General features: G+C 62.7%; 21 protein-coding genes and 2 tRNA genes. 14 read left to right on the top strand and 9 right to left on the bottom strand.

What is annotated here, in order from left to right; translation table 11 throughout:
• Window positions 1-79: 79 nt before the first annotated feature.
• The 3 genes from SPHS8_RS12750 to SPHS8_RS12740 all read left to right on the top strand — a co-directional run bounded on the left by SPHS8_RS12750 (window position 80) and on the right by SPHS8_RS12740 (window position 3,069).
• Entirely contained in the window at window positions 80-1,651 is a 1,572-nt protein-coding gene (locus SPHS8_RS12750) for a hypothetical protein (RefSeq protein WP_201515829.1), read from the top strand.
• A 321-nt stretch (window positions 1,652-1,972) separates the two neighbouring features.
• Complete coding sequence (locus tag SPHS8_RS12745; protein WP_201515828.1) at window positions 1,973-2,599, top strand: glutathione S-transferase family protein; 627 nt, start codon at window positions 1,973-1,975, stop codon at window positions 2,597-2,599.
• Between the two features lie 86 nt (window positions 2,600-2,685).
• Complete coding sequence (locus tag SPHS8_RS12740; RefSeq protein WP_201515827.1) at window positions 2,686-3,069, top strand: hypothetical protein; 384 nt, start codon at window positions 2,686-2,688, stop codon at window positions 3,067-3,069.
• Window positions 3,070-3,127: 58 nt separating this feature from the next.
• Here the strand turns inward: SPHS8_RS12740 and SPHS8_RS12735 are convergent, their stop codons facing one another.
• Entirely contained in the window at window positions 3,128-3,583 is a 456-nt protein-coding gene (locus tag SPHS8_RS12735) for a YaiI/YqxD family protein (protein WP_201515934.1), read from the bottom strand.
• 161 nt (window positions 3,584-3,744) lie between these two features.
• Between SPHS8_RS12735 and SPHS8_RS12730 the strand changes: the two genes are divergently transcribed.
• Complete coding sequence (locus SPHS8_RS12730; protein WP_201515826.1) at window positions 3,745-5,064, top strand: Hsp70 family protein; 1,320 nt, start codon at window positions 3,745-3,747, stop codon at window positions 5,062-5,064.
• Between the two features lie 48 nt (window positions 5,065-5,112).
• Window positions 5,113-5,394, top strand: coding sequence for a hypothetical protein (locus tag SPHS8_RS12725; RefSeq protein WP_201515825.1), 282 nt, complete (start codon window positions 5,113-5,115; stop codon window positions 5,392-5,394).
• Between the two features lie 90 nt (window positions 5,395-5,484).
• Here the strand turns inward: SPHS8_RS12725 and SPHS8_RS12720 are convergent.
• Window positions 5,485-5,559 (bottom strand) — tRNA-Gly (locus SPHS8_RS12720).
• Window positions 5,560-5,808: 249 nt separating this feature from the next.
• Between SPHS8_RS12720 and paoA the strand changes: the two genes are divergently transcribed.
• The 5 genes from paoA (at window position 5,809) to SPHS8_RS12695 (ending at window position 12,516) form a co-directional block, all read left to right on the top strand.
• The gene (gene paoA, locus SPHS8_RS12715) at window positions 5,809-6,444 is read left to right on the top strand and encodes an aldehyde dehydrogenase iron-sulfur subunit PaoA (RefSeq protein ID WP_097092922.1); all 636 of its coding nucleotides are present in this window, start codon (window positions 5,809-5,811) and stop codon (window positions 6,442-6,444) included.
• Window positions 6,441-7,391, top strand: a complete 951-nt coding sequence (locus SPHS8_RS12710) for an FAD binding domain-containing protein (RefSeq protein WP_201515824.1) — start codon at window positions 6,441-6,443, stop codon at window positions 7,389-7,391. The genes paoA and SPHS8_RS12710 overlap by 4 nt, the downstream gene beginning before the upstream one ends.
• Complete coding sequence (gene paoC, locus SPHS8_RS12705; protein ID WP_201515823.1) at window positions 7,388-9,604, top strand: aldehyde oxidoreductase molybdenum-binding subunit PaoC; 2,217 nt, start codon at window positions 7,388-7,390, stop codon at window positions 9,602-9,604. The genes SPHS8_RS12710 and paoC overlap by 4 nt, the downstream gene beginning before the upstream one ends.
• 56 nt (window positions 9,605-9,660) lie before the next feature.
• A complete protein-coding gene (locus SPHS8_RS12700) occupies window positions 9,661-11,673 on the top strand; it encodes a TonB-dependent receptor plug domain-containing protein (RefSeq protein ID WP_201515822.1) in 2,013 nt (670 codons plus the stop codon).
• Between the two features lie 81 nt (window positions 11,674-11,754).
• Window positions 11,755-12,516, top strand: coding sequence for a Crp/Fnr family transcriptional regulator (locus tag SPHS8_RS12695; protein ID WP_236575132.1), 762 nt, complete (start codon window positions 11,755-11,757; stop codon window positions 12,514-12,516).
• Between the two features lie 47 nt (window positions 12,517-12,563).
• Here the strand turns inward: SPHS8_RS12695 and SPHS8_RS12690 are convergent, their stop codons facing one another.
• Window positions 12,564-13,544, bottom strand: a complete 981-nt coding sequence (locus tag SPHS8_RS12690; protein ID WP_201515821.1) for a GGDEF domain-containing protein — start codon at window positions 13,542-13,544, stop codon at window positions 12,564-12,566.
• 112 nt (window positions 13,545-13,656) lie between these two features.
• Window positions 13,657-13,731, bottom strand: a tRNA-Thr gene (locus SPHS8_RS12685).
• A gap of 86 nt (window positions 13,732-13,817) precedes the next feature.
• Here SPHS8_RS12685 and SPHS8_RS12680 point away from each other — a divergent pair.
• Window positions 13,818-13,991, top strand: a complete 174-nt coding sequence (locus SPHS8_RS12680; RefSeq protein ID WP_201515820.1) for a hypothetical protein — start codon at window positions 13,818-13,820, stop codon at window positions 13,989-13,991.
• An 8-nt stretch (window positions 13,992-13,999) separates the two neighbouring features.
• Here SPHS8_RS12680 and SPHS8_RS12675 read toward each other — a convergent pair whose 3' ends face one another.
• On the bottom strand, window positions 14,000-15,781 hold the full coding sequence (locus SPHS8_RS12675; RefSeq protein WP_201515819.1) for an aminopeptidase P family protein: 1,782 nt from the start codon (window positions 15,779-15,781) through the stop codon (window positions 14,000-14,002).
• A gap of 106 nt (window positions 15,782-15,887) precedes the next feature.
• Here SPHS8_RS12675 and SPHS8_RS12670 point away from each other — a divergent pair, with 106 nt between their 5' ends.
• From SPHS8_RS12670 to SPHS8_RS12660, 3 genes are all read left to right on the top strand, one after another.
• Window positions 15,888-17,948, top strand: a complete 2,061-nt coding sequence (locus tag SPHS8_RS12670) for a S9 family peptidase (RefSeq protein ID WP_201515818.1) — start codon at window positions 15,888-15,890, stop codon at window positions 17,946-17,948.
• Between the two features lie 78 nt (window positions 17,949-18,026).
• On the top strand, window positions 18,027-18,425 hold the full coding sequence (locus SPHS8_RS12665; protein ID WP_201515817.1) for an acyl-CoA thioesterase: 399 nt from the start codon (window positions 18,027-18,029) through the stop codon (window positions 18,423-18,425).
• Window positions 18,426-18,514: 89 nt separating this feature from the next.
• A complete protein-coding gene (locus SPHS8_RS12660) occupies window positions 18,515-19,132 on the top strand; it encodes a hypothetical protein (RefSeq protein ID WP_201515816.1) in 618 nt (205 codons plus the stop codon).
• A 52-nt stretch (window positions 19,133-19,184) separates the two neighbouring features.
• On the opposite strand, the gene SPHS8_RS12655 is transcribed toward SPHS8_RS12660, so the two are convergent.
• From SPHS8_RS12655 to SPHS8_RS12640, 4 genes are all read right to left on the bottom strand, one after another.
• The gene (locus SPHS8_RS12655; protein WP_097092497.1) at window positions 19,185-19,463 is read right to left on the bottom strand and encodes a hypothetical protein; all 279 of its coding nucleotides are present in this window, start codon (window positions 19,461-19,463) and stop codon (window positions 19,185-19,187) included.
• Between the two features lie 11 nt (window positions 19,464-19,474).
• Window positions 19,475-21,334 (bottom strand): ABCB family ABC transporter ATP-binding protein/permease, encoded by a 1,860-nt coding sequence (locus SPHS8_RS12650; protein WP_201515933.1) that lies wholly within the window; start codon window positions 21,332-21,334, stop codon window positions 19,475-19,477.
• A 141-nt stretch (window positions 21,335-21,475) separates the two neighbouring features.
• Complete coding sequence (dapD, locus tag SPHS8_RS12645) at window positions 21,476-22,327, bottom strand: 2,3,4,5-tetrahydropyridine-2,6-dicarboxylate N-succinyltransferase (protein ID WP_201515815.1); 852 nt, start codon at window positions 22,325-22,327, stop codon at window positions 21,476-21,478.
• Window positions 22,324-22,995, bottom strand: coding sequence for a pyrimidine 5'-nucleotidase (locus tag SPHS8_RS12640; protein ID WP_201515814.1), 672 nt, complete (start codon window positions 22,993-22,995; stop codon window positions 22,324-22,326). The genes dapD and SPHS8_RS12640 overlap by 4 nt, the downstream gene beginning before the upstream one ends.
• Window positions 22,996-23,205: the final 210 nt, after the last annotated feature.

Raw genomic sequence — 23,205 nt, 5'->3', positions numbered from 1 at the left:
CTTAAATGCACGGTTTACTGTAATATGGCGGCGTGTGTGAGCATCGCATGGTGGCTGCGGACGAAGCTTGGAGAGAAGTGTGCCGACTGTTGACGAGATTGCAGTGTCGCTTGGCGCGCGATGCCCGATTGTGGCTAATGACGGCGCAGTGGTCACAGCACATGCAGCGCATGACAGCGCCCAGCTTCATCATCTGCCTCTTGGCACGATGGTTGTCTGCGCGGAGAAGGCGAGAGATGATAGCGGACGGGAGCGGGTCCGCATCGCCAGCCCCAATGGTTGGGTGGATGCCGAGGCGCTTGGTGCCGCCGTGCCTTTCTCGAAGACAGCCTTAAGTTATGATGACTTTCTTGAACGGCATCTGTGCATCACGCCGGGTGACCATTATGGCTTGGAATTCCCCATCGATCTAGCGGGACTGCGCAAGGCTGGCCCCGCCTTCCTGACTGCCGCGTTCCACGTTGCCGAAGTCTTGTCGCGGGACAATCAGGTCACCGCTATCGTCGCTCTCGACAAGTTGGATATTCGTGGCGCCTCGGAAAACGGCCTCCTGACCGTGTCCTATGCGCGTGACGAGCCGGGCTTGCAGACCGAACTATTCGTGAAATTTCCCCCAAGTGACGTGCATCATAAATATGGATTGCTTCGGCTGTCCAATGGCGAAATCGAATTAGGACGCCTTTCCCGGGAACGGCAGCTCCCCGTTACTGTTACCCGTTATTATTTCGGCGACTACAGCTCCTACACCGGCAACTATATTCTGATAACCGAGCGGGTTCCCTTCGGGATCGATCCTGTGGAGCCCGCCTATCGCAAGGGGTATGACCATGAGGTGCCCAGCGTGGAGGAACATTATGAAGTTCTGACGCGCAACCTCGCCCGTCTGGTCGCCGCACATAAACGAGGCGGCCTGGGATATGATATCGAGGCCATCTTTCCCTTCGGCAAGGCTGCGCCGGATTTCCAGCGCATCGAGAATCCCGAACCGCGGCTTGATCGACTGATCGACTTTATCGGACGCGTTGCCCCCCAGATCTTTTCACCGGCGGTGACAAAGCCGGAATTCCTTAAGAAGTGGCGCGAAGACGTGCTGTTTGGACTGGAGCATAAGGACAAGCTGCTCGCCTATATGCTGTCCAATCCCGACTATACCGGTCTGTGTCACATCAACCTGAACATCGATAACGCTTGGTTTTGGCGCGATGAGAACGGCCTGCTCCAAGCAGGAATACTCGATTGGGGCGGGGCAGGGCAGGCGAGCATCGCTCAAGCGCTGAGCGGTATGCTCATGATGCCAGAGCCTGACAAGCATCTCGGCTTGGTCCAGCGCGTGATCGCCATTTTCATCGAGGAATGCGCTGCCCAAGGGTGCCCGCCGATCGACAAAGAAGAACTATATTTTCAATATAAGGCGTCGATTTTTTCGACGGCTATTTTCATGTTCGTCACCATCCTTTCGGATGCACTGGACTATTTTCCCGAGGAATATTTGGTATCACTTGAATGCCGAACTGATCCTCGCCTGCTGGAAAGCGGCTTTTATAGCGCGGTGGTCTGGATCGAGAACATGCTGCGGGAATGGCTTGAAGAGGTTACCCCAGGGGATGTGTGCCGTCAGATCGTCGCTCGTACGCGATGCAGCAGTAGCTAAACTAAAACTGACGAAGAAGATCTTGGTGCTGGCGCGCCGCGCGAGTTGAACAATCGATCGCGCGGCGTACCTTCCGGAACAGACACAGTCTGCAACCGACATCCGCTGACATATGTTGGAACAGACGCCCACAGCCGTTCGGCCCGCGGCATACAGGCCCGGAATTTTCTTGCCTTGTTCATTCACGACCGCTCCGTTGCCTTCGGCCACCTTCAGCGCGCCTCCGCCTTGGCCTAGCGGAAACTGATCGCGGTCTGAATACCATGGCTAAGCCGTAGACATGAGTTTAATCCAATAGTCAGCTGCGATTGAGGTTTGTCTATGATCACGCTCCATCATTTGGCTTATTCCCGTTCAACCCGCATTCTCTGGGCTCTCGAAGAGCTAGGCATCCCCTACGAAATGATCATGTACCAGAGGGATGAAAGCTTTCGTGCACCGCCGGAGCTGGCCGCGGTGCATCCGCTTGGCAAAGCACCGGTCTTGATGGACGATGGTCTGACGATTGCTGAATCCGGAGCGATACTGACTTATCTCAACGACCGCCATGGAGGAGGGCGCCTGGCGCCGGTGCCAGGCACCGACGCGCGCGCGTTGCACGACGAGTGGCTGCATTATGTCGAAGGATCCGCGGCCTTCCCGATCATGCTCACGCTGATTGGCGGGATGGTGGGAGGGCTGCAGGCGGGCCTATCGAGGTTTGTCATTCCTGAACGTGCCAAGACACTGGCCTACATCGCGGAAGGGATTGGGGATGGTCCCTGGCTGCTCGGTGCAGAGTTCACCATCGCCGATATTCATCTCGCATATCTCATCGAACTGGCGGACTCGGCCGGCCTGCTTGCCGAATATCCGCAGCTGCGCGATTATGTGGCCCGGTTCAAGGCGAGGCCTGCCTATCAGAAGGCGATCGTCCTGGGTGGCCCGGTGGTTCCTCCAGGTGCGTAGCCGCCGGAGATGGCCTGACGAGCATAGGGATCAGGGCGATCTGCCGGCCGCGAGATGAGAGATGTGATAATAAGGAGGGGAGCATCATGAACGAGCCCGCACTGACGGCCGTGAAGTTGCAGACGTCAAACCTTTCAGCGTGCGAGTCTTTCTTCGGCACCGTCTTCGGCTTCGAGGTGATACATCGTTATGGTGGCAAGCCGGGTGATGCGTTCGAGGAAATTGTCATGACCTTGGGAGGTCGGAAAGGACCGATGCTGAAATTCATTCAGCTTTGCGATCGGTCAAATGTTGCTACGGGAGCGACCATCCAGATCGCGGGAATCAATGTTGATGAGGCCGTCGTGGCAGCAACAGCAGCGCATGCGACGGTCATTATGGAGGCGAAAGATTATGTCGATGCCGGAGTCCGCATGGCGGTGATAAGCACAGATCAGGGCGTCCCTGTAGAGCTTGTTCAAACTCTGTGAACCAGCGCGATGGATGTGCGCGGCTCGCGTTCGATAAGTTGTTGGTCAGCGCCCAGGTTCACCGCTTGAGCCGGACCACCGTCTGATCCAGGATGGAGAGAAAGCGAGACCGATCCGCCTTGGCGAACGGCGCTGGTCCACCAAGACTATCACCCACCGCTCCCGCGCGTAAATCCGCCATGATGGCCCGCGTCGCAACGGCATTGCCGATGGAAGCGCTGGTGAATGGCCTTCCTGTTGGCGCGATCACCGCCCCGCATCCGGCCTTCAGACATCGGTCGGCCAGCAATATGTCTGCGGTTATCACGACAGAGCCTGCATCCACATGCTCCACGATCCAATCGTCCGCTGCATCAAATCCGTCACTCACCACCACGCGCGAGATGAGCGGATGTGCCGGTATGCGAATGGGACTGTTGCTGACGACGATGACAGGCACGTCGTATCGCCACGCGACTTTGTAGGTCTCATCCTTTACCGGACAAGCATCAGCATCAATGAGGATCTGGGGCATCCAGCGGATGTAGAGGCGATCGCCTGAAAAAGGGAGAGCCTTCGACAATGTCTGAGACGTTGCCGATGAAGGCACCTGTGCAGACGGCTGGTTGCGCCGCGCGCCCATGCCTGCAATAGCCGCCCGCCCGCTTCATCCCTACTATCGCATGGACAGCAATCATGACTTCGCTCGCTCGGTCGGCCGGCATCGATTTCGGCACCACTAATTCGGTCGTTGCACTCGGCGGCGTGGATGGCGAGGCGACCATGGTGGGCTATCCGGCGCCTGGCAACAGCGGCTCCATCTTCCGCTCCGCGCTGTGCTTCTGGGAGGATGATGCCGCGGCCGGTGGCGTCGCAAAGGAAGCCGGGCCGTGGGCCATCGCCGAATTCCTGGAATTTCCCCAAGGCAGCCGCTTCCTGCAATCCTTCAAATCCGTCGCGGCGAGCAAGGCGTTCGAACATGCCACCATCTTTGAAAAGCGGCTGCGTTTCGAGGAACTGGGTCATGTGTTTCTTGATCGCTTACGGGCGCACGCCGCCGACGCATTGAAGGATCTGCCGTCGCGCGTCGTCGTGGGCCGCCCGGTGCGCTATGCGGGGCAGCGCCCGGACAGCGCGCTTGCCCGCCAGCGATACGACCTCATGTTCGCCGCCCTCGAACGGGAAGTCCATTATGTCTATGAGCCGCTGGGTGCCGCCTTCAGTTTCGCCGCGCGGTTGGACGAGCCCGCCACCCTGCTGGTCGCCGATTTTGGCGGCGGCACCAGCGATTTTTCCGTCGTGCGGATCGAAGCGCCGGGGGCCGCGCGACGCTGCACGCCGCTTGGTTCCGCAGGTATCGGCATAGCGGGTGATCGCTTCGATTATCGCATCATGGATAAGCTGGTCCTGCCGATGCTGGGCAAGGGCGGCACCTATACGTCCATGGGCAAGGTGCTGGAGATACCGGCGGGCCATTTCGCCGATTTCGGCGACTGGGCCCGGCTGGCGCTGATGCACAACCGGCGCACCCTGGCCGAGCTGGAGAAGCTGAAGCGGGCGGCGAGCGATCCTGCGGCAATTGGCCGGATGATCGCCGTGGTGGAAAATGAGCTTGGCTATCCGCTCTATGACGCGGTCGGCCGGTTGAAGCGGGCGCTTTCGACCGACGAGCACGCGCATTTCCATTTCGACAGCGCCGGGGTGCAAGTCGAGGCGGATGTCAGTCGCGCCGATTTCGAAAGCTGGATCGCCCCCGACCTCGCACGCATCGCGACGACGGTGGACGTGGCGCTGGATCGGGCTGGGATCAGGGCGAACGCGATAGATCATGTCTTTCTGACCGGCGGCTCTTCGTTGATCCCTGCCGTGCGTCGCTTGTTCGAGGCGCGCTTCCCCACCAGCCATATTGCGAGCGGCGATGAGTTGACCTCCATCGCCCATGGCTTGGCGCTTATCGGCCAGCAGGACAGTATCGCCGAATGGACGGCGAGTAACGATGAAGCAGAACAGGTCTGATTGGGAAAACGGACCTGAGAGGCCGAACGTCATCAAGGATCGTGGTCAGTGCCTAAGCTGCTCAGAGCCCAGGTGGACATGGCGAACCTTCAGCACGTCCTGCCGACTCAGAATGCCGATGATCTGAGAGGCGGAAGGATCGACGATGATGATGCGGCCGACCAGATCGGCGGCCCGTCTCCCGACATCGTCGCGGCGCTGGACGCGATCGAAGAGGCAATTGTGGAGACGCTCGCGACGACCCCAGCCTGTCGCTTGTGGCGAGTACGCCAGCTAGCGGACGTCGCCCAACGGGTGCGGAGACGGCGGAGGGCAAATCATCAATCCTGAAGTCTGCACCCCAATTCGGCCTCAGAAAGCCGAAAACGAAAAGTCCGCCCAAGGCGGTCCGTCGTAAACGCCTTAATTATCTGAGAAAACTGGAGCGGGCGAAGGGATTCGAACCCTCGACCCCAACCTTGGCAAGGTTGTGCTCTACCCCTGAGCTACGCCCGCTCTGGCGGCCGGAGGAAGTCCCTCTCGGCGGGTGAGGCGGGCAACTAGCAGCGGTTGGTGAGGTCGGCAAGGGAGAATTTGCCCTTGGCTGAAATTTATCCCGCCAGCGACCGCACGCGGCCCTGCCGCCGGAATGCGGCTTGGCTGGGGCAAGCTCTCGCCCTATCTCTGCTGCTGCACCTTTTCTGGTCCGCAGCGGGATCGTCCATGATCCTGCTTCGTATTGGGCATGGCAGGAGGAACAACCTTATGGCGCCAGATCATGTGACTCGCCGTGCGGTTTTGCAGGGCGGGGGAGCGGCCATGGCGTTGCCGGGCGTAGCGGGCGCTGAAACGGGGGCGATGCTGTCCCCGGAATCGAACAGGGGAAGAGACATGTCCACCGTCGAGTTCACCGTGAACGGCGATCGCGTTCAGCTTCAGCTGGATCCGCGCACCACATTGCTGGACGCCCTGCGCGAGCATCTGCAACTCACAGGTACGAAGAAGGGGTGCGATCACGGCCAATGCGGCGCTTGCACGGTCCTTGTCGAGGGCCAGCGGATCAACAGCTGCCTGACGCTGGCCGTCATGCATGAAGGGGACTCCGTTACCACGATAGAAGGGCTGGGAACGCCGAAAAACCTGCATCCGATGCAGCGCGCCTTCGTCACGCATGATGGCTATCAATGCGGTTATTGCACGCCCGGCCAGATCTGTTCGGCTGTCGCTGTCCTGGGGGAGATCGAGGCAGGCATTCCCAGCCATGCGACGGAGGATCTGGAGCATGTCGTCCTGTCCGATGCGGAATTGCGCGAAAGGATGAGCGGGAATATCTGCCGCTGCGCCGCCTATCCCAATATCATCGCGGCGATCCGCGAAGTCGCAGCGGGGGACGAGGCATGAAGCCCTTCACCTACAGCCGCGCCGCCAGCGTCGAGGATGCCGTGGCTGCCGCTTCTTCCGGCGGGCGCTTCATCGCGGGCGGGACCAATTTGCTGGACCTTATGAAGCTCCAGATCGAAACGCCTTCGCACCTTATCGATGTCAACCATCTGGAGCTGGACCGGATCGAGCGCACACCCGAAGGCGGCTTGCGGATCGGCGCCATGGTCCGCAACACCGCGCTGGCCGCGCACCCGGATGTCCGGCGCGACTATGCGGTGCTCAGCCGGGCGCTGCTTGCCGGAGCATCGGGCCAGCTGCGCAACAAGGCGACGACCGCGGGAAATCTGCTTCAGCGCACCCGTTGCCCCTATTTCTACGACACGCGCATGCCCTGCAACAAGAGGAAGCCCGGCAGCGGGTGCGGAGCGCTGAAGGGGGTCAGTCGAAGCCTGGCGATCGTCGGCACGAGCGATGCCTGTATCGCGCAGCATCCATCTGACATGGCCGTGGCGATGCGGGTGCTGGATGCCACGGTGGACACCGTGGCAGCGGACGGTATGCGTCGTTCCATACCCATTGCCGACTTCCACCTGTTGCCGGGTGATACGCCGCACATCGAAAATAGGCTGAAGCCGGGCGAGCTCATCACGTCGGTCACCTTGCCCCAGCCCCTTCGCGGGACCCATATCTATCGCAAGGTTCGGGATCGCAGCTCCTATGCCTTCGCCCTCGTCTCGGTTGCGGCAGTGTTTGACGGGCAGGGCGGCTCCCGCTTCGCCTTCGGCGGCATCGCGCCCAAGCCATGGCGGGTTGCGGCGGCTGATGCAGCTGCCGCGGCAGGGCCGGGAGAGGTCGCGCAGGCGGCGCTGGCCGATGCTCGGCCGACGGCGCAAAACGCCTTCAAGCAACAGCTTGTTGCCCGCACCCTTACATCTCTCTTCCGGCAAAAGGAGGCGCGGCCATGAAGTTCGACACGCCTGCCACCACCAACCCCATCGATCGCGGCCGGGTTGTCGGCGTGGCGCACGACCGGATCGACGGGCCTGCCAAGGTCACCGGAACTGCGCCCTACGCCTATGAGCGCCATGACGCCGCGCCTCAGGCCGCCTATGGCTGGATCGTCGGATCGGCGATCGCCAAGGGTAAGATCGACGCCATGGACCTGCGAGCGGCGCAATCCGCGCCGGGCGTGCTTGCCATCGTCACGCACCAGAATGCGGGACCGCTGGGCAAGGGCGCCAGGAACACCGCCCATCTGCTGGGCGGCCCGATCATCGAACATTATGATCAGGCGGTCGCGCTGGTGATCGCGGACAGTTTCGAAAATGCGCGGGACGCCGCGCGCCTTTTGCGGATCGATTACAGTCCGGAGAAGGGCCGCTACGACCTTGCCGCCGAACGCGGCCATGCCACCGTTCCAAAGGAAGGCTTTGGCGGCCCTGCCGACACAGCCGCCGGAAACTTCGAAGCGGGCTTCGCAAGGGCCGCGGTGAAGGTGGACCAAAGCTACACGACGCCAGACCAGAGCCATGCGATGATGGAGCCGCATGCCACGACGGCGGCCTGGGATGGTGACAGCCTGACCTTGTGGACATCCAATCAGATGGTGGCCTGGGCAGTCGAGGACATGGCGGCCACGCTAAAGATCCCCAAGGACAAGATCCGCGTCGTTACCCCCTATATCGGCGGCGGCTTTGGTGGAAAGCTGTTCCTGCGGGCAGATGCCCTGCTCGCCGCCCTGGGCGCGCGCGCGGCGGAACGACCCGTCAAGGTGGCGCTTGCCCGCCCGCAAATCCCGAACAACACGACCCATCGCGCCGCGACCATCCAGCGTATCCGCATCGGCGCCGACCGCGACGGCATCATCGGCGCGATTGGCCATGAAGTCTGGTCGGGTGATCTGCCCGGGGGCGGGCCGGAGGTGGCGGCACAGCAGACGCGGCTGCTCTATCGCGGGACCGATCGGCTCACCGCCCATCGTCTGGCAGAACTCGACTTGCCGGAAGCCAATGCCATGCGCGCGCCGGGGGAAGCGGTGGGCCTGCTGGCGCTGGAAATCGCGATGGATGAACTGGCGGAGGCAACTGGCGTCGATCCGGTCGAGCTGCGCATCCGCAACGATGTGCAATATGATCCCGAAGCTGGACCGCAGCGCCCCTTTTCAAGCCGCAAATTCGTGGAATGCCTGCGTCAGGGTGCAGACCGCTTCGGTTGGGAAAGGCGCGTGGCGCAGCCCGGCCAGGTCAGGGACGGCCGCTGGCTGGTCGGCATGGGCATGGCCGCGGCCTTCCGCAACAATCTCGTTGCGAAGTCGGGCGCGCGGGTCGGCATCGACGGGCGTGGCCATGTCGTGGTCGAAACCGACATGACCGATATCGGCACGGGCAGCTACACCATCCTGGCGCAGACCGCTGCGGAAATGCTGGGGGTGCCGATTGAGGCAGTCACGGTGCGCCTGGGCGACAGCCTCTTCCCCAAATCGGCAGGGTCCGGCGGTCAATTCGGCGCGAACAGCGCGACGGCGGGCCTTTATGCCGCGTGCGTCGCCCTGCGTGAGAAGCTTGCCGTCAAGGCAGGCTTCCCCGCGAACGAGGCGGTGTTCGAAGACGGGCTTGTGCGGCTCGGCAATCAATCGCAAGCGATCGGCGCGCTGGCGGGCGAAGAGGGCATGTGGGCCGAGGATCGGATCGAATTCGGCAAGTTGACGCAGGATTATGCGCAAGCAACCTTCGGCGCTCATTTTTGCGAGGTCGGGGTGGATATCGATACCGCCGAAGTCCGGGTGCGGCGCATGGGCGGCGCCTTCGCTGCGGGGCGCATCCTCAACCCGAAATCAGCGCGCAGCCAGGTCATCGGGGCGATGACCATGGGTGTCGGCGCGGCGCTGATGGAGGAACTGCATGTCGACAAGCGCTTCGGTTTCTTCGTCAATCACGACATGGCGGAATATCTCGTCCCCGTGCATGCCGACATTCCCGAACAGGATGTGTTCTTCCTTGACGAACTGGATGACAAAAGTTCGCCGATGAAGGCCAAGGGCGTAGGGGAACTCGGTATTTGCGGCGCAGGCGCGGCGGTTGCGAATGCGATCTACAACGCCACCGGCATCCGCCTGCGCGACTATCCGCTCACCATCGACAAGCTTCTGGCGCAACGCGAAAGATCGGCCCTGGCCTGAGTTCGCAAATTGTCCCCTCATTGTCAGGGTGAGGGGGCATGGCTATGGGCGGGGTCATGAAAGCTGGCTCTCTTTGGCTGTTGCCCGTCCTGCTGCCATCCGCCGCATTGGCCCAGCCCGACGACCGCGGCAGCGCCCAGGCGCGCATCGTCATCACCGGCGCCGGTTTGCCCTTGCCGCCGGGCACTCCCGCCTATGGATCGGTACAGATCGAACGGGATCGCCTCCTCGATAGTGCCTCCGGTCGGATCGAGACCATTCTGACAGACGTGGCGGGGTTCCAGCAGTTCCGGCGATCCGACAGCCGGTCGGCGAACCCGTCCGCGCAGGGCGCGAGCTTGCGAGCCTTGGGCGGCAACGCGTCCAGCCGTACGCTGGTGCTTCTGGACGGCGTGCCCATGGCTGACCCCTTTTTCGGCTATATCCCCTTCAGCGCGCTGGTTCCGGAGCGGCTTTCCGCCGCGCGGGTCACCCGTGGCGGGGGCGTCGGCGCATTCGGCGCGGGTGCGGTGGCCGGGACCATCGAACTGGCAAGCGCCACGCGTGATCAGTTGCCGATGTTTTCCGCCACGGCGCTTTACGGCAGCCGGGACGCGACCGAATTGTCCGCCAGCCTCACCCCGAACCTTGGCGGAGGCTTCCTGTCCCTCTCTGGCCGCTGGGACAGGGGCGACGGCTTTCAAACGACACCTCGCGACCAGCGCGTGCCAGCGACGGTTCCTGCTGCCTATGATGGCTGGTCGGCTAATCTGCGGGCTGTTGTTCCGATTTCCGCGAGCGAAGAGCTGCAATTCCGCACGACCCTGTTCCATGATGAGCGAACGCTGCGCTTTCGCGGCGCCGACAGCCTGAGCGAAGGGCAGGATGCCAGCATCCGCTATGTGTCGCGCGGCCGGTGGCAGGTGGATGCCCTGGCCTATGTTCAGGCCCGCAACTTCTCGAACATCGTTATCTCGTCCAACCCGCCCTTCCGCAAGACGCTCGATCAGCGCAGCACCCCCTCGACCGGCATCGGCGGCAAGATCGAACTGCGGCCGCCGGTGGGGCAGGATCATCTGTTGCGTGTTGGCATCGATAGCCGCTTCGCCATGGGCGACATGTTCGAGGATGCCTATAGCGCCGCGACCGGATTGGTGACCGCACGCCGCCACGCCGGGGGACGGCAGCGGACGATCGGCATGTTCGCCGAAGACGATTGGACCCTTGGCAGTCTTGTTCTGACGGGCGGTGTGCGGGCGGACCGCTGGACGATCAGCGACGGCTTTTTCCGCGTGGCGGGCTCTCCTGCAAACAGTGCCGATTTCAAAAACCGTTCCGGGTGGGAGACTTCAGCACGCGTAGGCGCTTTGCTCCATGTCGACAAGCATATCGCCCTGCGCGCGGCGGCCTATACCGGCTTCCGCCTGCCGACTCTGAACGAGCTGTACCGGCCTTTCGTCATTTTCCCCGTCACGACGCAGGCGAACCCCGCGCTGGCGCCGGAAAAACTGAAAGGGGTGGAGGCCGGTGCCGATCTCAATCCCTTGAAAGGGCTCTCGCTCTCGGCCACCGCCTTCTACAACAGGCTGGACAACGCCATCGCCAATGTCACCATTGGCACCAACCTCCGCAGGCGAGACAATGTGGACGCGATCGTTGCAAAGGGGGTCGAACTGACCGCCAGCGGCCGTTTGGGCGCGATGTCCCTGTCCGCATCCTATGCTTATAGCCACAGCACGGTTCGCGCGCCGGGCAATCTGTTCGACGGCTTGTCCCCGGCGCAAACGCCGCGCCATGCCGCCAGCGCCACCGTGGCCTGGCAGCTGCGGCAGGGGCCACGCCTGTCCGCAACCCTACATTATGTCTCGGCCCAATATGAAGATGATCTGCATGCCGATCGCTTGGCGGGCGCGCTCACCGTCGATGCTATCGCGCGCCTGCCGGTCGGGCGCGGCCTGGAGTTGATCGCGCGGGGTGAGAACCTCTTCGACCAGGAGGTGCTGACCCGCCGTGTCACCGGCAGCACGGGCGTCTCGGAGGATCTCGGCACGCCCCGAACCTTGTGGATCGGCCTCACCGTTTCGCGCTGAATCTTGCGCTTCTTGCTCCATTTTAAAGAGGGGGGGGCTGCGCTTTGCTAGAGCGGCCGGATTGATCCGTTCCGAGGTTCCGTGCGCGCAGTTCCAGACGACTCTTCTCCGCTAGTTTTCTCGCAGGCCCGACTGGCTGAATTCCGCTCGCCAAGCCCGGCAGAGCTCGAAATCTTTTCCAGCCTGGCTGGCCCGGTTCAGCAGATCGCGCGCAATCGGACGATCCGGCGCGAAGGAGACGCTCCCCAGTCGGTATATCTGCTACTGGATGGCTGGGCGCTCAGCAGCATGACGCTGGCCGATGGCGGCAGGCAGATATTGAAGGTGCATTTGCCCGGCGATATCCTGGGCACGCCCAGCATGGCGCTAGACAAGGCCGCGGAAACCTTGACGGCGCTCACGCCCGTCAAGCTGCGCTCGGTTAGCTTGTCGGCATTCGGCAGCCTTTTCACGCGCGCGCCACACATGGCGGCTCTCATGTTCCTTAGCGTGCAGCAGGAGCGCGTGATGCTGATGGACCGGCTCTGCTCCATCGGCCGGACCTCTGCCGAATGCCGTCTTGCCGGTTTTCTGGTTCACCTGCACAGCCGTTTGAACGTGATACAGCCGGGCATCGGCCCACGTTTCGAACATCCTTTGACGCAGGAGCAGATCGGCGACGTCATCGGCCTGACCGCCGTTCACGTGAACCGCGTTTTCCGGACGCTCGAGGACAAGAAACTGATCCTGCGGGACGGCCACATGATCGAACTGCTCGATATGCCGGCCTTGCGTAAGCTCAGCGGCGTGCCGTCCCGTAGGCTGGCGCAGGATTTAAGCTGGTTGCCAAAGCCGCTCCCCTGAGGGGCGGAGCTTTGCTGGAAAGGAGATAGGCCGGACAGCAGCAGCGCTTATCCCCTCAGAACCATGTTCCGTCCTTGAGCCTTGGCCCGGTACAGAGCCGCATCGGCTGAATTGAGCGCGTTGCTCCACTCTGCGCCTTCATTGACGAGCGCAACCCCGGCCGAGAAGGTGATCGCCCCCATCGGCTCGTCGGTCTCGCGCAGTTTGAAGGCGCGTTGCCCGAGCGCGCGGCGGGCGTCATCCAACAGTTCGACCGTGTCGTCGAGCGCATGTCCCTGTACGACCACCAGAAATTCCTCGCCGCCCCAGCGGCCCACCAGTTGCCCGCCGCAGCTTTCCACCAGGGAAGTGGCGACCATCTTGAGCACCCGGTCACCGACCGCATGGCCATATCGATCGTTCACACGCTTGAAATGGTCAACGTCGCAAATCGCCACGGCATGGGGCAGCTTTCCCTTCTGCAGCCGGTCCATCGCTGCTTCCAGCGCCCGGCGGTTGGGCAGGCCGGTCAAGGCATCGAGGTTGGCGTCATGGCGTGCGGTGTCCAGTTCCTGCCGAAGAACCTCAACCTCCCTCGCGGCAGCTGCAAGGTCCTGCTCGGCCCGCAATGAACGTTCGATCATGTCGGAGATTATCAGTCCGATCCCGGCCGCATCCTTGTCGGCCAGCTTCTCATAGCCTGTGCTGAGGTCGCGGTTGAAATCCCCGGTCCGCTCGGCAGCGCTGCTTGCCACCTCTGCCAAGCGAAGCAGTTGGTGGCGCGTCTGGTTCCGCAATGCGTCGGTCGCATGCGCGCCCCCAGCGCCGCCCAGGCTGCCGACACAGCGCATGAAGATATCGTCCGCCTGCTGCTGGCTCATCCGAATGCCGCCGTCAGTCGCGTCATTGACGGCTTTGGACAGCGCTTCATTGGAGCCGCTTTTCAGCACATAGCCCATCGCATAATTTTGCGGTGTGGGCGCAAGACTTTGACACTGAAGAAAAGTCAAAACCTCATGCGCAACGGACTGTTGCTCACGCACCTTCATCCCCCGAATCCCCCGATTCCAAGGTAAATCAAATAATATAGATTAGTTGCCGCAACAACGATCAATAAAGGGAAAATATAGCTTGGCTGATCTACTTTAGCCTGCTGGGAAATGGTGCTGCCGGCGAGGATTGAACTCGCGACCTCAGCCTTACCAAGGATGCGCTCTACCACTGAGCTACGGCAGCACTTTCACCATCGCGCAATGCCTTTCGGCTTGCGGAGCCGGGCCTATGGCCGCGCGCGTCCCGCTTGTCAAGGCGGGTTGCGGTGGATGCGGCAATTTGCTTATGGCCCGGTGATGAGCAGTGGACAGGATGATCGCAAGGCAAGGCTAGCCCAGGCGCTGCGGGACAATCTGCGCCGCCGCAAGGCGCAGGCGAGAGAAGAGGCGGGCAGCCGTGAAGCGCCGCCCTCTTCAGGCGAGGTGGGTCGGCGCGACGACTAAAGCGGCGATCACAAAGGCGCGCAAGCCTGCTCCAACCATAAGAGCGCGTCACTATCCAGTTGCGGCCCGACAATCTCGATGACGTTGGCATGATAGGCGTCGACCCACGCCCGCTCTTCTGCCGTCAATATGTCGACAGCGATGGCATTGCGGTCGATCGGCGCGAAGGTGAGAGTCTCGAAACCCAGCATCTCCCGCTCGGCTCCGGGCACATCGCGCCGTTCGACCAGCACCAGATTTTCGATGCGGATGCCATATTCGCCGGTCTTGTAATAGCCGGGCTCGTTCGAAAGGATCATGCCCGGTTGCAGCGGCTCGTCATTGCCTCCAGCCGTCGCAATGCGCTGCGGTCCTTCATGCACCGACAGGAAGCTACCGACGCCATGGCCTGTGCCATGCGCATAATCCAATCCCTCGGCCCACAGGAACTGGCGCGCGAGGACATCAAGCTGGCTACCCCGCGTGCCTATGGGAAACTGCGCCCGGGCAAGCGCGATATGGCCCTTCAGCACCAGGGTGAAGCGCCGTTTCATCTCCTCGCTTGGCGTGCCGATGGCGATCGTCCGGGTCACATCGGTCGTGCCGTCGCGATATTGGCCGCCTGAATCGACCAGATAGAAGGAACCCGGTTCGATCGGCCGGTTGGTCTTTTCCTCGACCCGGTAATGCACCACCGCGCCATTGGGCCCGGCCCCGCTGATCGTGTCGAAGGACAGGTCCTCCAGCAGCCCTGTCTCCTTGCGGAGCGCCTCCAGCCGAGCGGCGGCGGAAAGCTCATCGACACCGCCCTTGGGCGTTTCGACCGCGATCCAGTGGAGAAAGCGTGACAAGGCAGCCCCGTCACGCGCCTGCGCTGCCTTGTGCCCGGCTATTTCGACCGGGTTCTTGATCGCCTTGGGCAGCACGGCCGGATCGCGAACCGGCAAAATCGTCGCGCCGCCTGCGTCCAGAGCCTCGAAGATCGCCGCCACCGCGCGTTCGGGATCGGCTGCCACCGTCTTGCCGGCCATATCCCGCAGCGCTCCGGCGAAGTCCGCGCGCGAACGCACCCGCACCGCATTGCCCAGATGCTGCACGACCGCCTCATCGATCTTCTCGGGCGCGACAAAGAGATCCGCCGTCGCGTCATCATGCACGATCGCATAGGCCAGCGCGACCGGCGTGCGCGAGACGTCCTTGCCCCGGATGTTGAAGGCCCAGGCGATGGAATCAAGCGCCGACAGCACGACGGCATCCACCTTCTTCTCCGTCAGCCAATCGGCCATCGCCTGCCGCTTTTCCGCAGCGCTCTGGCCGGCATAGCGGTCCTCATGCACCACTAGCCGGGCGTCGCTGGGGGCGGGGCGGTCGGGCCACACGGCGTCCACCGGATTGGTTTCCACCGCCACCAGTTCCGCCCCGCGTTCCGCCAGCGCCTCGCTGGCCGCCTTCACCCATGCGCGGGTGTGCAGCCAGGGATCATAGCCGATCCGCCCGCCCTGCGGCGCGTGAACGCCAAGCCAGGCCGCGACGGAGGTCTGCGGCACGCTTTCGAACTGCCAGTGGGCGGCATCCACCTGCTCGCGCACTTGCAGCGTATAGCGCCCATCGACGAAGATCGCGGCTTCCTCCGGCAGCACCACCGCGCTTCCCGCCGATCCCTGAAAGCCGGTCAGCCAGGCAAGGCGCTGCGCATATTCGCCGACATATTCGCTCATATGCTCATCGGTCAGCGGCACGACAAAGCCGTCCAGCCGCTCGCGCACCAGTTGTTCACGCAGGGCTTTCAGACGGTCTTCATAAGCGGACATCGCATTTCCTTGATCGAGAACCCTTGCGCAGGGCATGCCGCCGCCAACATAAGCAGGCAAAGCCGCTTATGCCAGCGTGCCTCCGGCACAAGAATCAGGACCCTGAATGACCGTAAACAGCATGCCTCCTTCGGCCGCCCGCCGCCCGCACAGCTTCACGCGCCATGGGATCAAGGTGGAAGACCCGTGGGCGTGGCTGCGCGATCCGGGTTATCCGGACGTGAAGGACAAGGATGTCCTCACCTATCTGGAAGCGGAAAATGCCTTCTTCGAAAGCGCCATGCAGCCCCGCAAGCCGCTGACTGACGCGCTTTTTGCGGAGATGAAGGACCGCATCAAGGAAGATGACAGCTCCGTGCCGCAAAAGGATGGAGATTACGTCTACTGGCGGGCGTTCGAAACCGGCGCGCAATATCGCAAATGGTATCGCCGTCCCGTGGCGGGCGGCGAAGATCAATTGATCCTTGACGAGCCGTCGCTGGCGGAGGGGCATGAATATTTTCGCCTCGGCGCGCTGTCGGTCAGCCCGGACGGCCGCTATCTCGCCTATGCGATCGACAATAATGGGTCCGAACGGTTCGAAGCGCGGATCAAGGACCTGTTCACGGGCGAAATCCTGCCCGAAGTCATTCCCGATACGCTGTCCTCGCTCGTCTGGACCAGTGACAGCAAGGGGCTGCTCTACGGCATCGCCAACGATCAATGGCGCACCGACAATGCGCGGCTGCACTGGCTGGGCCAACCGGTCGAAAGCGATGTCGAACTGTTCCATGAGGATGACGACGGCTTTCGCGTGTCCGTTGGCCTCACCTCATCGGAAAAATGGATTGTCATCGCGACGGGGGACCATGTCACCACCGAAAGCTGGCTGCTTCCCGCTGACAATCCCTTGGCCCAGCCGCTGCTCGTCTCCGCGCGCAAGGCCGGGCGTGAATATGATGTCGATGAGCATGAAGGCACGCTCTACATTCGCACCAACGACACGCACCCCAATTTCCGGCTGGTGAAGGCGTCGCTGGAGGCTCCGGGCGAATGGTCGGAGGTGATCCCTGCCGATCCGCATTTCTACCTCACCGACTTCACCCTGTTCAAAACCTTCTACGTCACCGAAGGACGGCAGGACGGCCTCGACCAGATCGAACTGCGCGATTATGCCGCCCATTCGGCGAAGCGGCTTCCGTTCCCGGAGGCCAGCTATTCGGCCAGTCTTGACGACAATCCCGAATATGACGTGACGAAGCTGCGCATCGGCTATGAATCCATGGTCACGCCCGATACCATCTACGACTATCATCTCGCTACCGGCGAGCTTGAGGTTCTGAAGGTTCAGGAAATTCCTTCAGGCTATGACGCGACCCGCTACGCGACCGAGCGGCTGACCATCCCGGCGCGGGACGGCACGCCGATCCCAGTGTCGATCGTCTATCCCAAGGACCTGCCCCGCGACGGCAGCGCGCCACTCCACCTCTACGGCTATGGCGCCTATGGCATCGCCATGGAGCCTGGCTTTTCAACGAGCCGCCTGTCGCTGCTCGACCGGGGTTTCGCCTTTGCCCTCGCGCACATCCGGGGCGGCGATGATCTGGGCCAGCAATGGTATCTCGACGGCAAGCTCGACAAGCGCACCAACACGTTCAACGACTTTGTCGATGTGGCGAAAGGCCTGATCGAGCACGGCTATACGTCAAAGGGCCGGATCAGCATTTCCGGCGGCTCGGCTGGCGGTGAACTGATGGGGGCGGTGATCAATTCCGATCCTGACCTCTGGGGCGCAGTCGTCGCGCATGTCCCCTTCGTCGATGTGCTCAACACCATGCTCGACGAAAGCCTGCCGCTAACGCCCGGCGAATGGCCAGAATGGGGCAACCCGATCGAAGACAAGGCGGCGTTCGAAACCATTTTCGCCTATGATCCCTACAACAATGTGAAGCCGCAATCCTATCCGCCGCTGCTCGTCACCGCCGGTCTCAACGACCCGCGCGTCACCTATTGGGAACCGGCGAAATGGGTGGCGAAGCTGCGCGCAACCAAGACCGACCAGAATATCCTGCTGCTCAAGACCAATATGGGCGCGGGCCATGGCGGAAAATCGGGTCGCTTCGAAAGCCTGCAGGAAACCGCAGAGGAATTCGCCTTCATCCTCTGGCAGCTGGGCGTGTCCCAATAAGCCAATCTCCCCTCCCTCTTACGGGAGGGGCTGGGGGAGGGTGCGAGCGCAGTGAGCCATCAACGGAGCATCGGTAAAATGTCCTCCACCTACACCACCCAGATCACGGCAGGCTCCGAGCATATCGACATGCTCGGCCATGTGAACAACGCGGTCTGGGTGCAGTGGATGGAGCAGGTCGCGACCGAACATTGGACCCGCGACGCCGCGCCGGAGCATCTCGATGCCTATGTGTGGGTCGTGACCCGGCACGAGATCGACTATCGCGGCAATGTGCGGGAGGGAGAGACCGTAACCGCCCGCACCTGGATTCCGGAAGGGCCAAGGGGGGCACGGTTCGACCGCCACATGGAGTTCATCGGCCCCGACGGCAAGGTCAAGGTCAGCGCGAGATCGACCTGGGCTATCATCGACCGGACAAGCGGCCGCATCTTGCGCGTCCCCGCCGAAGTCGCCGCGCGCTTTCTGCCGGACTGACGGCGGCTCACCCCTCTCCAGCAACGGCGCATCTGGAACCCGGTTCGTTTCGGTACGTTACCCGGCTCTCAACATTGACAGGAGAGAATATGCGTAAATTCGGCTATTCCCTGCGCGCTCTTGCCGCGGCTTCGGCGCTTTTCCTCGCGAGCGGCCCCGCGCTCGCTGGTGACGAGGAACAGGCGCTCAAGGCGATCGCGCAGGCCCAGGGCAAGATCGACGCTGCCTCCAAATTGCAGGCTGGCCAGTTCGACCCGGCGGTACTCGCCCGCGCCCAGGCGTCGCTGCGCCTCGCCCAGGAACGGCTGAAGAGCGGCAAGGAACAGGACGCCATCAAGGCCGCCGTGGAGGCGCAAGGCTTCGCTGACACAGCCATCGGCCAGAGCCAGGCAAGCGTGAAGACGGATGCTCAGGTCCAGGCTTCGACCGCAGCGGCCGCGCAGCAGGATGCCGCCGCCGCGAACGCGCGTGCCGATGCAGCCGAGCGCGCTGCCGCATCCGCTGCTGCCGACGCGCAAGCCGCTCGCGCCGCTGCCGCGACGGTTCCCGCCGCCACCACCATCACGACCGAAACCGTGAAAACCGCGCCTGCGGCCACGGTGCGCAAGGCAGCGCCGGTGAAGCGCAAGGTCGTACGCAAGACCACTGCTGCTCCGGCTCGGGCAACGGTCGTCGAAAAAACCACGACCACCGTCACCAACCGCTGATCATTTCAGGAAAGCGGCCTCCGGCCTCGCGCCGGGGCCGCTTCCCTCACCGTCAGGAAAAGATGCCGACCGCCCCCGCCGCCCACAGCAATGCGACCGCCAAGACAAGCGCGCCCGCTGCCGCGATCCGCTGCCAGCGCCCAGTAATCCGCCGAACGCCCCGTTCATAGACGAGCGCAGCGCCGCCCAGCAGCGCGCCTGCCGCAAGGAAGTCCCAACCGGTCCAGCGCACCTCGTCGGTGAATTGCATCGCCACCAGTGGCACGGCCAACATAATGGCGATCACCACCCAGGGCGCAATCCGCCAGTTGTTCCGGATCGTCTGCGTCATCCCCAAGCTCCTTACCGGACCGACAATGCAGGCTGCGACCCTGCAAAATCATCTTCGATCACAGGCTCAACGGGCATGTCCTCCCGCTCCGTCGCCTGCCGCGCCCACATGGTAGCATAGAGACCATTGGACCGCACCAGATCCGCATGGCGGCCGCGCTCCACGATCCTTCCCTGGTCCAGCACGATGATCTCGTCCGCGTCCACCACCGTCGAAAGCCGATGCGCGACCACCAGCGTGGTGCGCTTGCGCGAAATGCTGCGCAACACATCCTGTATTTCCGTTTCCGTCCTGCTGTCGAGCGCGCTCGTCGCTTCGTCCAGCACCAGCACCGGCGGGTCTTTCAACAAGGTGCGGGCGATCGCCACTCGCTGCTTCTCGCCACCGGACAGCTTGAGGCCTCGCTCGCCAACGCGCGTGTCATAGCCCTGCGGCATCCGCATGATGAAGTCATGTATCGACGCCGCCTTGGCCGCCGCCTCGATCTCCTGCTGGCTCGCGCCTGCCCGGCCATAGCCGATATTATAGCCGACCGTGTCGTTGAACAGCACCATGTCCTGCGGCACGATGCCGATCGCCGCGCGCAGCGACGATTGCGTCACCTCGGCAATATCCTGCCCGTCGATCAGGATGCGACCGCTTTGAATGTCATAGAAGCGGAACAGCGTCCGCGCGATCGTGGATTTGCCCGCGCCTGAAGGTCCCACGATCGCCAGCGTTTTGCCCGCCGGCACGGTGAAACTGACATCGTGCAGGATTTCGCGGTCTGGATCATAGCCGAAGCGGACATGGTCAAACCGCACTTCGCCAGCCTTTACCTTGAGGGCTGGAGCCCCCGGTGCATCGGCAATCTCCGCCTCCGTATCGATCAGCTTGTACATCGCCTCCATGTCGATCAGGCCCTGCCGGATCGTACGATAGACCATGCCGAGCAGATCCAGCGGCCTGAATAGTTGGCTAAGCAATGTATTGACGAGAACCACGTCGCCGGTGGTGAAGCTGCCCTTGCTCCACCCCCACACCGTGTAGCCCATCGCACCTGCCATCATCAGGTTGGTGATGAGCGACTGCCCGATGTTGAGCCAGGCGAGGCTGTTCTCGGACTTCACCGCCGCCTCGGCATAGCGGCGCATCGCCGTGCCGTAACGCGCAGCCTCACGCTCTTCGGCGCCAAAATATTTGACGGTCTCGAAATTGAGCAGGCTGTCGACGGCATGGGCGACAGCGTTGGTGTCCATGTCCACCATGTCGCGGCGAAGCTGGTTGCGCCACTCCGTGATCATGCGGGTGAACCAGATGTAGAGCCCGACCATCACCAATGTCGCGGCGACCAGCCCCGGCCCGAACTTCACGAAGAATATGACGCAGACCGCCGCCAGTTCCAGTACCGTCGGCGCGATGTTGAACAGGAGGAAATAGAGCATCGTGTCGATGCTCTTGGTGCCGCGCTCGACGATCTTGGTGACTGCGCCCGTGCGGCGATCAAGGTGAAAGCGCAGCGACAGGCGGTGCAGATGGACGAACACATCGTCGGACAGCCGCCGTCCGGCCTCCTGTCCCACCCGTTCGAACACCGCATTGCGCAAATTGTCGAACAGCACGCTGCCAAACCGCGCGCCTGCATAGGCTACGACCAGCGCGATGGCGAGCGCCACGCCCGGCTCCAGCCCCGGCGCCATGCGATCGATCGCGGCCTTGTAGGCAAAGGGCATCACCAGGCTGATGACCTTGGCCAGCACCACCAGCAGCATGGCAATGGCCACCCGCCGCCGCAGCGCAGGCGCATCCGATGGCCAGAGATAGGGAAGAAACCGCCGCAGCGTCGCCCAGACAGGCGGAAGAGGCGTGTTGTCAGGTGTCGATGGCGGCATAGGCGCTATGTAGGCCATCCGGTCCTCCCCTAAAAGGGGACGGGGACCGCGGAGCGGTGGAGGGGTATTAGCGCAACTCTGGCGCCGCTACCCCTCCGTCAGCCCCATGGGCTGCCACCTCCCCTTCTAGGGGAGGATTTTTTAGTCCCGCAGCAACTCGTTGATCCCGGTCTTCGACCGCGTCTGCGCATCCACCCGCTTCACGATCACCGCGCAATAGAGGCTCGGCCCCGGCGTGCCGTCAGGCAGCGGCTTGCCCGGCAGCGATCCAGGCACGACCACCGAATAGGGCGGCACTTCGCCCATGAAGACTTCGCCCGTGGTGCGATCCACGATCTTGGTCGACTGGCCGATGAACACGCCCATCGACAGCACCGATCCCTTGCCGATGCGGACGCCTTCCACGACTTCCGACCGTGCGCCGATGAAGCAGTCATCCTCGATGATCACGGGATCGGCCTGCAACGGCTCCAACACGCCGCCGATGCCGACGCCGCCCGACAGGTGGACGTTTTTGCCGATCTGCGCGCAGCTGCCTACCGTCACCCAGGTGTCGACCATCGTGCCTTCATCGACGAAAGCGCCGATATTGACGAAGCTCGGCATCAGGATGACGTTCTTGGCAATGTGCGAACCCGCCCGCGCGAAGCTGCCCGGCACCGCGCGGAAACCGGCGGCGCGGAAAGCCGCTTCGTCCCAGCCTGCGAACTTGCTCGGCACCTTGTCCCACCAATGGCCAGCGCCCGGACCATTGTCGATCATGGCATTGTCGTTGAGGCGGAACGACAGCAACACCGCCTTCTTCGCCCACTGATTGACCTGCCAGCCCCCCGATCCTTCAGCGCCGGTGGGCTCAGCAACGCGCAACTCACCCTTGTCCAGCATCGCCAGCGCCTTGTCGACCGCCTGGCGGACCTCGCCCTGCGTCGTCAGGCTCACATTGGCCCGGTCTTCCCAGGCGGCGTCGATGGTGGCGATCAGGTCTTGGCTCATGGTCTTTCCCCAATGATGTCGGCCAAAAATGGCGTCAGATGGTCGGTCTCGAAATCGATAAAGTCGGGATGATGCTCGTGATTGCCCGCTTCAGAGCCATTGTTCACCCAGATGGTGCTCATGCCGATCGCCTTGGCGGGCTTCAGGTTGCGTGCCATATCCTCGAAAAAGGCGGCGCGCGCCGGATCGACGCCATGCACGCGGCACAGCTCCGCATAGCCCGATGGATCGGGCTTGGGCACATATTGGCAGGCATGGATGTCGTGGATCAGCTCGAACGCGCCGGAAAGCCCCAGCTTGTCGAGCACCCGCCCGGCATAGGTCGCGTCGCCATTGGTGAAGATCAGCCGCCTCCCCGGCAGCGCGGCGATATGGGCGTTGAGCGCCTCATCCACTTCCAGCCGATCCATGGAAATGTCGTGCACATAGTCCAGAAATGCGCGCGGCTCGATGCCATGATGGTGCATCAGCCCCGACAACGTCGTGCCATGCTCCATGAAGTAGCGCTTCTGCGTCGCCTTCGCGACGTCTGCGTCGCACCCCAGCAGCCCCTGGATGAACTCGCCCATCTTCACGTCGATCAGCGCGAACAGGTCCGCCTTCGCCGGGTACAGCGTATTGTCCAGATCGAAGATCCAGCAATCGACATGATCAAGCGCCGCAAGCATGGCCGCGCCCTAGTCTTCACAGCCCCACGAAGCAAGCGCCTAACCCTTCTCCCCTCGGGGGAGAAGGATACGCAGCCTTGGCCCAAATGGGCCTAGGCGAAGTTGGATGAGGGGAAGGGGCCAGACGCGTGCCTCGCCCCTCTCCAGCTCCGATTAGGCGTCACAGCGGCCAAGTCTCCACATCCTCTCCCCTGAAGGAGAGAGGATAGG

It is taken from the genome of Sphingobium sp. S6 (assembly GCF_905120495.1).
Lineage (GTDB): Bacteria > Pseudomonadota > Alphaproteobacteria > Sphingomonadales > Sphingomonadaceae > Sphingobium > Sphingobium agri.
The sequence above is the reverse complement of the archived record's forward strand: the minus strand, read 5'-3'. Positions and strand labels throughout refer to the sequence as shown.